Below are 14,441 nucleotides of genomic sequence, written 5' to 3'. Positions count from 1 at the left end.
AGCACTGCTCTCCTTTTTTTACTTTTTAATAAAGCAACTTAGATGCCTGTCTCTGAAGTTTATCCCACTTAGGTTCGGTAATTGGAAATACAACCAATCTGGACAGTAAGTAGTATACCAGAAGCATTGCAATGCTGATTGCTAAGATTGCATAAACCCGTTTATCAGGATCGAAACCATTCACTTCGGAGATGGTTGCACACATTAACAGGTAACCGAACAGATAACCAATCATAGCTACCAAAATGCCCCATCTGGTGCTCATGCCAAAACCGCCAATGTGGGAGAATACACCTTTATAATAGGTGCCTGCATTTTCGCCGGTCAGAATTAACACTAAAAGAATACCAACTAAAATGAAGGGAACTGCTACAAAACCGGTCACAGCGGATACTTTCAGTTCTGTATCAAAGCTGGTGGTTCCTTTGAAGATTTTTGCCACCAACATCTTCACGCCTGCAAATGCAGCGGATAATCCAACGGTTCCAAACAATCCAACTAAAATAACAAGGAACACATTCACATACTGTTGCTGAGTTGCAATCTGTTGCTCTAAAATGTATTCAGAACTCATACCGGACATCTGAGCAAGTCTCACTGCCCAATTGCTCTTCAAATCAGCGTTATGTTGACAAGCAAGTATAACCAACAATAAAGTTACCACAATTGCCTGCAGACCAATCATAATAAATGCATGATTTCTGGTGCCGTTCTGAATGAACTCGGAAACAGCAGTCACGGGTTTTTTGAACAGATTCAAAAACAGATTCCAGCAATCTTTCATAATACCGCCAAAATCAAAGGATGATTTCGGAGCAGGAGTTGTGGGGGGATAGTACGCTCCGGCAGGTGCGGGCTGGGGTGCCGGCTGGGGTGCAGGCTGTGGAGCTGCGGGCTGGGGTGCAGCTGCAGCAGCGGTGGTACAGCTGCAAACTTCGCCGTCTGCCAACTGTTTACCGCAATAATTACAAAATGCCATAATGGTAACCTCCTAATAGATTCCAAATTTATATGATATTTTTTATGCAAAATAAAAAAGCTCTATGTCTGCATCGATAATCTTCTTCATTTCAAAAAATACAGACAACTTCTTGAAATCATAATACCATAATATTCCTTAAAAAGTCAAGTATATTACCAAAATAGTCCCCCTGATACCAAATTGTTATCTTCCTGTAATAAAAAGAGCTGTGGAATTGGCAAATCTACCAATTCCACAGCCTTTTTTTATGCAAAATTACAATGTTAAAATTATGCTAATCTTGCTTTTAAGTTTTCCAGTTCAGCTGCTAATTCTTTGGGCAGTCTGTCACCGAATTTTGCGAAGAATTCGCCAATACCTTTGGTTTCTTCTAACCAAACTTCTTTATCAACGCTTAACAGTTCATCTAATACTTCGTCAGCAATATCTAAACCGGTTAAGTCTAAATCTTCTTTCTTGGGCAGGTAACCGATTGCAGTTTCTACTGCATCAACTTCGCCGGCACATCTTGCTAAGATCCAGTTTAACACACGAACGTTGTCACCAAATCCGGGCCAGATGAATTTGCCGTCTGCATTGGTTCTGAACCAGTTAACGTGGAAGATTAAGGGCAGTTTGTCAGTTTTGGTGCCCATATCTAACCAATGCTGGAAGTAGTCACCCATATTGTATCCGCAGAAGGGAATCATAGCCATGGGGTCACGACGAACCACGCCAACTGCACCTGCAGCTGCTGCGGTAGTTTCAGATGCCATGGTAGCACCCATGAATACACCGTGGTTCCAGTTGAAGGACTGGTATACCAGGGGAGCAGTTTTTGCACGTCTGCCACCGAATACGATTGCGGACAGGGGTACACCTGCGGTGGATTCAAATTCGGAAGAGATGCAGGGGCACTGACAAGCAGGAGCGGTAAATCTGGAGTTGGGATGTGCACCTTTTACGCCGGATTCGGGAGTCCAGGGGTTACCTAACCAGTCGGTACCGGTTGCAGGAGCGTCACCATCCATACCTTCCCACCATACAGTGTTGTCATCTTTTAAGAACACGTTGGTGAAGATGGTGTTTTTCATAGTGGTAGCCAATGCGTTGGGGTTGGTTTTGTTGGAGGTACCGGGAGCAACGCCAAAGAAACCAGCTTCGGGGTTCATAGCCCACAGTCTGCCGTCTTCACCAACACGAATCCAAGCGATATCATCACCTACGGTATATACTTTGTAACCTTTTAAAATAGCGGGAGGAATTAACATTGCCAGGTTGGTTTTACCACAAGCAGAGGGGAACGCTGCAGCAATGTATTTCACTTCGCCTTTGGGATTTTCTAAGCCTAAGATGAGCATATGTTCTGCCATCCAGCCTTCTTTTCTGCCCAGGTAGCTTGCAATTCTTAATGCTAAGCATTTTTTACCTAAAAGCACGTTTCCGCCGTATGCGGAGTTGATGCTCCAGATGGTGTTGTCCTGGGGGAAATGCATAATATATCTTTCATCGGGGTTTACATCTTTACAAGCGTGTAAACATTTGGTGAAATCTGCGCTGTCACCCAGCTGTTTTTCAGCCTGGATACCAACACGGGTCATAATAGCCATGTTTAATACAACATAAATGCTGTCGGTGATTTCGATACCAACTTTAGAGAAGGGAGATCCTAACACACCCATGATGAAAGGAATTACATACATGGTTTTGCCGGCCATGGAACCATCGAACAGTTTGCCTAATTTTTCGTAAGCAGCTTTGGGGTCCATCCAGTTGTTGGTGGGACCAGCTTCTTCTTCGCTGGTTGCACAAATGAAGGTTCTGTCTTCTACACGAGCAACGTCGTTCTGAGCAGTTCTGTGATAGAAACATCCGGGTAATTTTTCCTGGTCTAATCTGATCATTTCACCGGATTTGCAGGACTGTTCTCTTAAGCTTTCCAGCTGTTCTTCGCTACCGTCAATCCATACTACGTTTGCGGGTTTTACCAGGTTTTTCATTTCTTCAACCCAGCTTAACACAAATTTGTTGTCAGTCATCGTAATAACTCCTTTTTCATTCTATAATAAACTATATTTTTAATCAATTCTGAGGACGATTTTTTTGGAAAATCCTATCCTCACCCATTTTACCACTAATATATCACACTTTTTTTCTTTTGGCAAGTGTTTTGGTAGATTTTTTTGATTTTTTTTGGTTTCTTTTGATTTTGTTTGTTTCTGCAATTACATTCTTCGAGAAGCGGTTATTTTCCCTGCTGACACATCAGGTCGCTTAGCTTACAAAAATCTACAAGAGAAAGCTTTTCGCCACGGATAGTTTCAGATAAACCGCAAGCGGTAATGAAACCCACCGCTTCCTCACGGGAAAGGGAAAAACTTTGCATCAGACAGTTGGACAAGGTTTTTCGTCTGTTGGAAAATGCCGATTTCACCACTGAGAAAAAGTGTTTTTCGTTTTTGGGTGAAACCGCTTTTTCATGGCGGAAAGACAGTTTCATCACCGCAGAGGTTACCTTCGGAATAGGGTCAAAGGCTTCAGGCGGCACGGTAAAGAGAAGTTCGGTATCACAATGGTAATTACAAAACACCGAAATGGCACCGTAATCCTTTTGGGTGTGGTCGGCACAGATTCTTTTTGCCACTTCCAATTGCACCATCACGGTCAGGCTTTTTAATCCGCAAGGGTTTTCTACCAATTTGGTGATAATAGGAGTGGTAATATAATAAGGTAGATTTGCCACCACAATCATATTGTCGGTAACGATTTTGGAAAGGTCGGTTTCTAAAATATCTGCATTGATGATGGTGAAATTATCACGGTTACCGTGTTTTTTCACCAGATTGTGGTACAAACGGTCATCAATTTCCACTGCAACCACATTTCTTGCCCGTTCTACCAACAAATCTGTCACAGCACCCAGACCGGGCCCGATTTCCAACACGTCGGTATCTTTGTTCACACCCGATTGGGTTACAATATTATCAATCACGGAATCATCCTGCAAAAAGTTCTGTCCCAATGATTTTTTCGCCACGATTTTTGCCATACCGTTTCCTTCCTCTCTGTCTATTCACAAAAAATTCCTGAAAATCCTCATATATATCATAACACAAAACCGTCCATCTGTCAAATAAGATTACACATATTTTTCTAATTTGTTTTCCTGCGACGCAATATAAAAAAAGTCCCTCAGAAAACGATCTCCTGAGGGACTTTTCCATGTTTTAATTATTTGCTTTCCAGATATTCTTTGATGGATTTTGCAGCAGTTTTTCCTGCACCCATTGCCAAAATTACGGTTGCGGCACCGGTTACTGCGTCACCGCCGGCATACACAGCTTCTCGAGAGGTTTTGCCGTTATCATCGGTTACGATACAACCGTGAGAATTGGTTTCTAACCCCTGGGTGGTACTCTTAATCAGCGGATTGGGAGAAGTACCGATAGACATAATCACCGCATCCACGGGGAGTACAAATTCGCTGTCTTTCTTTTCAACGGGACGTCTTCTGCCGGATTCATCCGGTTCACCCAGCTCCATTTCCACGCATTTCATGCCGGAAACAAATTTATTTTCGTCACCCAAAATTTCTTTGGGGTTACAAAGCACTTTAAAGTGGATACCTTCTTCCATAGCGTGTTCCACTTCTTCTTTTCTGGCAGGCATTTCGTCTAAAGAACGACGGTATACAATATACACGTTTTCCGCACCCAAACGTTTTGCACAACGGGCAGCATCCATTGCAACGTTACCACCGCCTACCACTGCCACGTTTTTCGCGTGCAGAACGGGAGTTTTGGAATCCTCACGATAGGCTTTCATTAAGTTCACACGGGTTAAGAATTCATTGGCGGAATACACACCGTTTAAATTTTCGCCGGGAATCTTCATAAATCTGGGAAGACCTGCACCGGATCCGATAAACACGGCATCAAACCCCTCGTCAAACAATTCGTCAACCGCTAAGGTTTTGCCAACCACTACATTGGTTTCAATTTTTACGCCAATCTGTTTTAATTTTTCAATTTCAGCCTGCACAATGGCTTTGGGCAGACGGAATTCGGGAATACCGTATACCAACACACCGCCTGCAACATGCAATGCTTCAAACACGGTGACATCATAGCCCTCTTTTGCCAAGTCCCCTGCACAGGTAAGACCTGCAGGACCGGAGCCGATCACGGCAACTTTTTTGCCGTTGGATTTGGTGTCAATGTGTTCTTCTTTGCTGTGTTCACGGTGCCAGTCTGCTACAAAACGTTCCAATCTGCCGATAGCAACAGGTTCTCCTTTGATGCCACGAACACATTTTGCTTCGCACTGCACTTCCTGAGGGCAAACACGTCCGCATACTGCAGGTAAAGAGGTGGATTGATTTAAAATCTGATAAGCACCTTCTAAGTCTTCTTCCTTAATCTTTTGGATAAAAGCAGGAATATCAATCGCAACGGGGCATCCGCCCACACAGGGTTTATGTTTACAGCCCAGGCAACGCTCTGCTTCGTCTTTCGCCTGTTCTAAGGTGTAACCCAAAGCTACTTCAGAGAAATTTTTATTGCGGATATCCGCCTCCTGATGAGGCATGGGATTTTTTTGTAAAGACATATTCGGCATCTTAGTTTACCCCCTTAAAGAGATTACAGCTTTCTTCGTGACGGTGACGTTCAAATCCGTGATACATACGGGAACGCTGAATTGCTTCGTCAAAATCTACCAGGTGGCCGTCAAAATCGGGACCGTCTACGCAGGCAAACTTAGTTTCGCCACCAACGGTTAATCGGCAACCGCCGCACATACCCGTTCCGTCAATCATCACGGGATTCATGCTAACGGTGGTTTTCACGCCGTATTCTTTGGTCAACTTACAAACGAACTTCATCATAATAAGCGGACCGATTACAATCACTTCGTCATACTGTTCGCCGCTTTCAATAAGGGCTTTCAATGCATCGGTTACTAAGCCTTTTTCTCCGTAGGAACCATCATCGGTCATCATACAAAGACGGCTGCTCACTGCCTTGAATTCGTCTTCTAAAATCACTAAATCCTTATTTCGAAATCCAACCACGGAATGCACTTCAGTACCCTGTTTATGGAGCGCCTTGGCAATGGGATATGCAATGGCACAGCCTACGCCACCACCCACAACAGCCACTTTCTTTAAGCCTTCAATCTTGGTGGGAACACCCAAAGGACCCACAAAATCGTGGAGGCATCCACCTTCGGGAATGTGGTTTAACATTTCGGTGGATTCCCCAACTACCTGGAAAATCACGGTTACGGTGCCGTTTACGGGGTCCGTATCCGCAACGGTTAAGGGAATACGTTCTCCGTTTTCGTCCACTCTTAAAATGATAAACTGACCGGGTAACGCTTTTTTTGCAACACGGGGAGCATTTACCGCAATTCTGGTTACGGTGGGGTTTAATTCTTCCCGCTTAATAATCTGAAACATCTAAAAAACCTCACTTTCGCATTCACAAGAATACCAAACTGTTTCATTTTTATATGAAGGATGTTGTATTTTGTTCTTTTTATAAGGTCAAAATCCTTTAAAATCAGTATACCATAAAACGCTCCCGTTTGTAAAGACATTTTTAAAAAAAGAAAACTTTTTTCCTTCTTTTGATTATTTCCAAAAATGGATAGAAATAATACATTATATAATTGACAGAATTAAAAATTTGTGTTATACTATTATGAACTGTTATGTACGGAAAAATTTTAACAACGGAGGAATATTGTGGCGAAAAAGAAAATACTGAAGGTAATTCCCTTAGGCGGTCTTCACGAAATCGGTAAAAATCTGACCGCTATTGAGTATGGAGATATCGGAATTTTAATTGATTGCGGGATTGCCTTTCCGGATGAGAATATGCTGGGCGTGGACCTAGTAATTCCCGACTATTCTTATATTGTCAAAAACCAACATAAATTCAAGGCATTGGTATTAACCCACGGGCACGAAGACCATATCGGCGGGATTCCCTATCTAATGAAAGATTGCTCCATTCCCGTGTTTGGCACCAAGCTGACCATCGGTCTTGTAAAATTCAAATTAAAAGAACATAATCTGCTCTCCAAGGTAGCCTTAAATCAGGTTTCTGCCGGAGACAAACTGAAATTCGGCGACATTACCGTGGAATTTATCCACACCAACCACTCTATCGCAGATTCGGTTGCCATCGCCGTGCACACCCCGGAAGGAATCATCCTGCATACCGGAGACTTTAAAATCGACACCACTCCCGTTACGGGAAATATGATTGACTTAGCACGCTTTGGGGAACTGGGCAAACAAGGAGTCACCCTCTTAATGAGCGAATCCACCAATGCGGAACGCCATGGTTACACCCAGAGCGAACGCTCAGTGGGAAAAGCCTTAAATGATATTTTTATCACCAATCCTAAAAAGAGAATTATTATTGCCACCTTTGCATCCAACGTGCATCGTGTGCAACAGATTATTGATGCTTCCGTCCGCTATAACCGTAAGGTTGCAGTTTCGGGCAGAAGTATGGAAAATGTAGTGCAGGTTGCTCAGGAGCTGGGCTATATGAAAATTCCCAAAGGCACCCTCATTGATATTGATAACATCAAAAATTACAACAACGAACATTTAACCATTATCACCACGGGAAGTCAGGGAGAACCCATGAGCGGTCTGCACCGTATGGCGTTTTCCGCCCATCGGAAGGTGGAAATCACCTCCAACGACTTGGTGGTGTTAAGCGCAAATCCCATTCCGGGAAATGAAAAACTGGTTTCCACCGTGGTAAACGAATTGTTTAAAAGAGGCTCCTCGGTGGTATATGATAATCTGGCGGATGTGCACGTTTCAGGTCACGCCTGCCAGGAAGAATTAAAACTGATGTTAGCTCTGACCAAACCCAAATACTTTATGCCCATCCACGGGGAATACAAGCACTTAATTCATCATAAAAATCTGGCAATGGAAGTTGGCATTCCGGAAGACCGTATTCATATTCTGCAACTGGGAAATGTGTTGCAAGTATCCAAAACACAGGTCAAACCTGCAGGCAGTGTCACATCGGGCAAAGTGTTTGTGGCAGGATTATCAGTTGGCGATGTGGGCAATATTGTGCTTCGTGACAGAAAACATTTGTCCCAAGATGGGCTGATTGTGATCGTGGTTTCCCTATCTTCGGAAACCGGACAAATTTTATCGGGCCCCGATATTATCTCCCGCGGCTTTGTATATATGAGAGACAGTGAGGATTTAATGGAAGAAACCCGTCAGGTTGCCAAGGAGGCGCTGGATACTCTCATTGCAAAAAAAGTGACCGACTGGGCAACACTAAAGAACGAAATGCGTTCTCAGGTGAGCACCTTCTTAAACAAGAAAACAAAACGCTCTCCCATGATTTTACCAATCATTATGGAAGTGTAAATTTTAAAAAAAGAAAACAACGAGGATTATCTTATGAAACGACTGCGACTGGCATTCGCCGTAATGGTTTGCAAATTTTTAATTGTGGTTGGAAAGCTGATGGGCACCAAAAGCTCTTCCGCACCCGGCAGAATTGCCCTAAAACTTTGCCCTGACGCTCTTCGGCTGCTTGCTCCGAAAATCAAACGAAAAATTATTTGCGTGTTGGGTACCAACGGAAAAACCACCACCAACAATATGATTAACACCCTGTTAACCGAATCCGGTAACATTACGGTGTGTAACACTGTGGGCGCCAATATGTTTGACGGTGTGGCAACCGCATTTATCAACGCTGCAGGAATGTTCGGTTCCTTAAATGCAGACTATGCCGTGCTGGAAATTGATGAAGCCAGCGCAAAAATTGTGTTTGACCACTTAAATCCCCACATCATTGTAATAACCAACCTGTTCCGTGACCAGATGGACCGTTACGGTGAAATTACCGAAACGTTGGAACAGCTTAAAATCGCGGTGAAAAAAGCACCGCAGGCAACTTTGGTGTTAAACGGGGATGACCCCATGTGTGCATCTTTTGTGAAAAGCGTGGAAAATCCTCACGTGATATACGGCGTTTCGGAAGAAACCAATCAGCCCAAAACCGAAACCAAAGAAGGCAGAACCTGTATGTTCTGCGGAGAAGAATTGTCATACAATTTCTATCATTACAATCAATTGGGTGACTTTTTCTGCACCGGTTGTGATTTCAAACGTCCCGAACCAGATTTCAGTGCAACCAACGTTTGGTTAAATCCCACCCTATCCTTCACTTTAAACGAAAAGCTGGAAGTAAAAACTCCCCTTTTGGGCTTTTACAATTTATATAACGTACTGGCAGCAATTTCTGTGGCAGAAACACTGAAGCTTCCTATTTCCAATTACACACAGATTTTTGCGGATTATGAAACCCAGACTGCCAGAATGGAAGAATTTGATTTAGGAAAACCTGTAATCTTAAACTTAGCGAAAAATCCTGCCGGCTTTAACCAGGCAATTGCAACCTTAAAAAACGATCCCCGCAAAAAAGCGGTGGTTGTGGGCATCAACGATATGCCCTCCGACGGTATTGATATTTCCTGGCTGTACGATGTGGACTTTGAACTGCTGTCTGACTGCGTGGCGCACGGTGCATCCGGAAAACGTTGCCACGATATGGCACTCAGATGGTACTATGCCGATGTGGAAGATGTGAACGTGAACGAAAATCCCGTACCGCTGGCATTGGAATTTTTAAAAACCGACTGCGAAGTCATTTACCTTTTGGTGAACTACACTTTAATTTTCGATGCAAAAAAAGAACTTCTTCTGGCAGAAAAAAAGGCCGGAAATGCTAAAAAAAGAAATTAAGAAAGGGGAATTATTATGAAACTGACTTTACTCCATCTGTTCCCCGAACTGTTAAATTTATACGGTGACCGGGGCAACATCACCGTGTTCCGGAAGCGGTGCCGCTTGCGAAACATTGAGCTTATCGTTAAGCCTGTCTCATTTTCAGAGGAGCTGGACTTATCTGATGTGGATATCGTCTACTTAGGCGGCGGAAGCGAAAAAGATTTGCCAAAAATTGTGGAAAAGCTGAAAGAAAAGCAGGAAGAACTTCTTCAATACCGTGATGAAAACGGTGCACTTTTAGCAGTGGCAACCGGATATCCCCTATTGGGAACTGCCTTTGTGGCAGAAGGAACCTCCTATGAAGGATTGGGACTTCTTCCCATCACCACAGAAGTTGGCAACGAAAAACTCATCGGAAACATTTCCGTGGATTCCACCATTGGCGTGCTGGGCGGCTTTGAAAATCACACAGGACGCACTCGTTTGTCTGAGGGCGTGGCTCCCTTGGGAACTGTTATCAGCGGTCGCGGAAACAACGGTGAAGACAAAACAGAAGGCGCCATCTTTAAAAACTTTATCGGCACCTACCTCTCAGGTCCCCTGCTTCCAAAAAGTCCGGAAGTCTGCGACCTGCTCATTGCCAGAGCAATCGAAAAAAAATATGGGTCCTTCCCTGAGCTGGAACCCATTTCCAACAAATATGAAAATCTTGCGAAAGGATATGTCTTAAATTATGGTAACCGAACTCACAAAAGATAGATACGAAGAATACGAGGAATTTAACAAAAATCATCCCAAAGGACATTTTATGCAGTCTGTACTTTGGGCACAGATGAAACCGGAATGGAAAAACGTGATTTTAATCTGCACGGATAAAAACAACAAAATCAAAGGCTCTATGAGCGTATTGATCCGTCCTGTTCCTGTGATCAAAAGAACCATCATGTACTCTCCCAGAGGTCCCGTTTGTGACTTGGATGATAAAGAAACCTTAAAAGAACTTTACGACGGCATCAAAAAGCTTGCAAAAAAACACAAAGCTTATGTGTTTAAAGCTGATCCCGATGTGAAAAGCGATAACGAAGTGTTTAAACAGAATCTGAAAAATGCCGGCTTTAAAATCACGCCCGGAAGCCAGACCTTCGATGGAATTCAGCCTTGCTTCGTATTCCGTCTGGATGTTTCCGGTAAAACTGAAGAAGAAATTTTTAATAATTTCCAATCCAAAACCCGTTATAATGTCCGACTTTCCGTGAAAAAAGGCGTAACCGTTCGTCTGGGCGGAAAAGAAGATATCAACGATTTCCAACGACTGATGGAAGAAACCGGTCTTCGTGACGAATTTGTGGTACGTCCTGCTTCCTACTTTGAAAAAATGCTGGAAGTATACGGTGATAATGCCCGTCTGTATATGGCAGATTACGAAGGAAAACCCATTGCGGGTACCCTTGCTATCTACTACGGTAATAAGGTTTGGTACTTATACGGTGCATCCGGCAATGCTTACCGTAACGTGATGCCAAACTATCAGCTCCAGTGGGAAATGATCCGCTGGTCTATTGAAAAAGGATGCGATATCTATGACTTCCGCGGTGTGCCCGGAGACGTCCCCGAAGATCATCCGCTGTATGGCTTAGTCCGCTTCAAAAGAGGATTCAACGGTGAATACACTGAATTTTTAGGGGAAGCCGAAATTGTGTTCTCTCCCTTTATCAACTGGGCTGTTCACCGTGGAGAACAGATTTTCAGAGAACTGAGAAGAAAACGTTATCTTCGCAAAAACAAAAACAAATAAGCAGTAAGGAACTAACTTATGAAAATCAGATTACAGTTTGAAAAGAATATGCCATACATATCCCATCTGGATTTGATGAAGGCAGTGCAGAAAATTTTAAAACGCACCGGTCTTCCTCTAAAATACTCCGAGGGATTTAATCCGCATATGGTGTTAAACATTGCCAATCCCCTGCCCTTAGGCATTGTGGGAAAACAAGAATTTTTGGATTTCGAATTAAAAACCGATTCCCTCTCCTTCGGCGAAGTGAAAGAAAAGCTCCGTTTGGCAAGTCCCGAAGGGATTGTGCCCGTGGAAATTTACACCGAAAACTTGAAAAAATTCAACCTGACCACCAATGCGGATTACGAAATTACCATTCGCACCGAAGATGGCGAAAAAATTCGTGAATTCTTAGCGCAAGAAACGATCCCTTTTGAAAAATTTTCCAAAGGAAAAACCAAAACCATTGATTTAAAAGAGTTGATATTCCGCTATGAATTAAAAAACACCGAGGATGGCATTCATTTATCATTAAACTGTGCCTGCGGAAACGAAAAAACCTTAAATCCCTTACTGTTAAAGAAAGCGATGCTGGATAGCGGTATTAACATCACCGCATTTTTAGCAACCCGACTCGGATTTTACGACGAAGACGGAAACGGCTTCGCATCATAACATTACACGATAGAACGGCGGTGAATTCTCCCAATGAAAATATTACTGGCAGCTATGAAAATGGATATCGGCGGTGCTGAAACCCATATTCTGGAATTGGCGAAAGGCTTAGTGGCAGAAGGCCATGAAGTTCAGGTGATATCCGAAGGCGGTATTTTTGCAGAGGAACTGGAAACATGCGGAATTAAGCATACTTATGCTCCCTTATCTTCCAAATCTCCTAAAAACATTCTCACCTCTTATCAAACGCTGAAAGAACTGATTCAAAAAGAAAAATTCGATATCGTGCACTCCCACGCCAGAATTCCCAATCTGATTATACATATGCTGAAGAAAAAACTGCAGTTTGGATTTGTGTCTACCCTGCATTTTGCTTTCACAAAAAATACGTTTGTGAAAAAATTTACCGTTTGGGGAGATAAATGTCTGGTGGTATCTGATGACTTAAAACGTCACCTGATCCGCAACAGCCATATGCAAGCAAAAGACATCACCATCACTGTCAACGGTATCAATCCGGATGAATTTGTGGGGATAGAACCTGACCCCACTCTGATGAGTGAACTAGGTATCAAAGAAGGTACCAAAAAAATTGTTTGTGTGTGCCGTTTGGAAAAAGGCAACTGTGACAGTGCCTATATGCTGGTAAAACAAGCCGAAGAACTCAATAAAAAACTGCGTGACGTGCAGATTATCATCGTGGGAGACGGTGATGCTTACGAAGAACTGTCTCAAATGGCAGAAGAAGTGAACCGCTCCACCAAAAACCGCACCGTCATTATGGCAGGCAAACGAAACGACGTGAATAAAATTGTGGCATTGGCAGATGTGTTTGTGGGAATTTCCCGTGCAGCACTGGAAGCAATGGCAGCAGGAAAAATCGTGGTATTAACCGGAAGTTACGGTCATCACGGCGTACTGAATCCCAAAGACTTTTCCGATCTACGCTCCGCAAACTTTACCTGCCGCGGCTTAAAAGCACCTACCGAAGATGTGGTAGCCAAAGCCGTTTGTGATGCCTACCGCATGGAAAAATCGCAAAAAGACGAGTTGGTTTCCCGTTTGCAGAAGTTAGTCTTAACCGAATATTCCGCCAAACGGATGACCGAAGACGCCTTAAATGTATATCAGCAACTTGCTTATGAAATGAAACGAAGCGACATCGTGCTTTCCGGTTACTATGGTTTCCAGAACTCCGGAGACGATGCCATCTTACGGATGATTATAAAAGATATCCGTTCCTATGACCCTGATATCGGGATTACTATTTTGTCCAACCGTCCTGCGGATACCAAACGAAATTATCAGGTTAATGCGGTCAACCGCTGGAATCTGCTTGCAATCCGTAAGGTATTAAAAGAATCCCGCTTATTTATTTCAGGTGGCGGAAGTATCATCCAGGATGTTACCTCCACCAAATCTCTGCTATATTATCTGTCCCTGATTCGTATGGCTAAAAAGCAAAACAATAAGGTAATGCTGTATGCCAACGGTATCGGTCCCGTGCAGAAACCTAAGAATTTAAAACGTACCAAAAACGTGTTAAATCAGATAGATGTGATTACCCTTCGGGAAGAAGATTCCAGAGAACTGTTAAACGAACTGAGTATCATCTCCCCCAAAATTGCTGTTACTTGCGACCCTGTTCTGGCATTGACCGAAATTGATAACGAACAGGCAGATTCTCTGCTGTACCGTCATCAGCTAATCGGAGAACCTTATGTACTTGTGTCTTTGAGAGAGTGGAAAACCATCCCACTCTTTGAAGCAGAGCTGCTGGATGCCTTAAAAGAATTGAAGCAAAAACACAACTGTGAGCTTTTGTTTGTGTCTATGCAATCTCCTCAGGATAACGCCATTAACCAAAAATACGCAAAACTGACCAACTCCGTCTGCATTACCAAACGCCTGTCGGCAGATGCCTGCATCGGGTTGGCACAAAATGCACTGTTTGCCGTGGGAATGAGACTTCATCTTTTAATTTATGCTTTCGCCGCAAACGTGCCCTCCATCGGCTTGGCGTATGACCCCAAGGTGGAAAGTGTGATGAAATATTTCGGGCAGGACACCTATATGGGACTTTTGGAATTTACCAAAATGAGTTTTACCGCCAAAGCAGAACGAATTCTTGCCAACCGACAAACTCTACGCACCGATTTGGCAATCCGCTTGCACGAGTTAAGAGAACTCAACAAAGTGAATCTTGATTACGTGGTGAAACTGCTGGAATCAAAAGAGTAAAT

General features: G+C 43.3%; 11 protein-coding genes. 6 read left to right on the top strand and 5 right to left on the bottom strand.

Annotated features, from left to right (window positions below):
* Nucleotides 1–25: 25 nt before the first annotated feature.
* The 5 genes from E7413_04920 to E7413_04900 form a co-directional block, all read right to left on the bottom strand.
* Nucleotides 26–979, bottom strand: a complete 954-nt coding sequence (locus E7413_04920) for a hypothetical protein (protein MBE7019198.1) — start codon at nucleotides 977–979, stop codon at nucleotides 26–28.
* 272 nt (nucleotides 980–1,251) lie between these two features.
* Nucleotides 1,252–3,000, bottom strand: coding sequence for a phosphoenolpyruvate carboxykinase (GTP) (locus E7413_04915; protein ID MBE7019197.1), 1,749 nt, complete (start codon nucleotides 2,998–3,000; stop codon nucleotides 1,252–1,254).
* 206 nt (nucleotides 3,001–3,206) lie between these two features.
* Nucleotides 3,207–4,010, bottom strand: a complete 804-nt coding sequence (gene rsmA, locus E7413_04910; GenBank protein ID MBE7019196.1) for a ribosomal RNA small subunit methyltransferase A — start codon at nucleotides 4,008–4,010, stop codon at nucleotides 3,207–3,209.
* Nucleotides 4,011–4,192: 182 nt separating this feature from the next.
* On the bottom strand, nucleotides 4,193–5,578 hold the full coding sequence (gene gltA, locus E7413_04905; GenBank protein MBE7019195.1) for an NADPH-dependent glutamate synthase: 1,386 nt from the start codon (nucleotides 5,576–5,578) through the stop codon (nucleotides 4,193–4,195).
* 1 nt (nucleotide 5,579) lies between these two features.
* Entirely contained in the window at nucleotides 5,580–6,419 is an 840-nt protein-coding gene (locus tag E7413_04900) for a sulfide/dihydroorotate dehydrogenase-like FAD/NAD-binding protein (GenBank protein MBE7019194.1), read from the bottom strand.
* A gap of 285 nt (nucleotides 6,420–6,704) precedes the next feature.
* Between E7413_04900 and E7413_04895 the strand changes: the two genes are divergently transcribed.
* The 6 genes from E7413_04895 to csaB are packed head-to-tail and all read left to right on the top strand — an operon-like array spanning nucleotide 6,705 to nucleotide 14,439.
* Nucleotides 6,705–8,375: a ribonuclease J gene (locus E7413_04895; GenBank protein ID MBE7019193.1), complete on the top strand. Its 1,671-nt coding sequence runs from the start codon at nucleotides 6,705–6,707 to the stop codon at nucleotides 8,373–8,375.
* A 33-nt stretch (nucleotides 8,376–8,408) separates the two neighbouring features.
* Nucleotides 8,409–9,761, top strand: a complete 1,353-nt coding sequence (locus E7413_04890) for a DUF1727 domain-containing protein (protein ID MBE7019192.1) — start codon at nucleotides 8,409–8,411, stop codon at nucleotides 9,759–9,761.
* A 15-nt stretch (nucleotides 9,762–9,776) separates the two neighbouring features.
* Complete coding sequence (locus tag E7413_04885; GenBank protein MBE7019191.1) at nucleotides 9,777–10,505, top strand: glutamine amidotransferase; 729 nt, start codon at nucleotides 9,777–9,779, stop codon at nucleotides 10,503–10,505.
* Nucleotides 10,480–11,541 (top strand): peptidoglycan bridge formation glycyltransferase FemA/FemB family protein, encoded by a 1,062-nt coding sequence (locus E7413_04880; protein ID MBE7019190.1) that lies wholly within the window; start codon nucleotides 10,480–10,482, stop codon nucleotides 11,539–11,541. Before E7413_04885 ends, E7413_04880 begins: the two co-directional genes overlap by 26 nt.
* An 18-nt stretch (nucleotides 11,542–11,559) precedes the next feature.
* Complete coding sequence (locus tag E7413_04875) at nucleotides 11,560–12,198, top strand: DUF2344 domain-containing protein (GenBank protein MBE7019189.1); 639 nt, start codon at nucleotides 11,560–11,562, stop codon at nucleotides 12,196–12,198.
* A 33-nt stretch (nucleotides 12,199–12,231) separates the two neighbouring features.
* Entirely contained in the window at nucleotides 12,232–14,439 is a 2,208-nt protein-coding gene (gene csaB, locus E7413_04870) for a polysaccharide pyruvyl transferase CsaB (GenBank protein ID MBE7019188.1), read from the top strand.
* Nucleotides 14,440–14,441 lie beyond the last annotated feature (2 nt).

This window comes from Oscillospiraceae bacterium, from assembly GCA_015068645.1.
In the GTDB taxonomy this organism is placed as follows: Bacteria; Bacillota; Clostridia; order UMGS1840; family UMGS1840; genus SIG452.
Note: the sequence above shows the minus strand (reverse complement) of the source record. Positions and strands in the feature narration are given on the sequence as shown.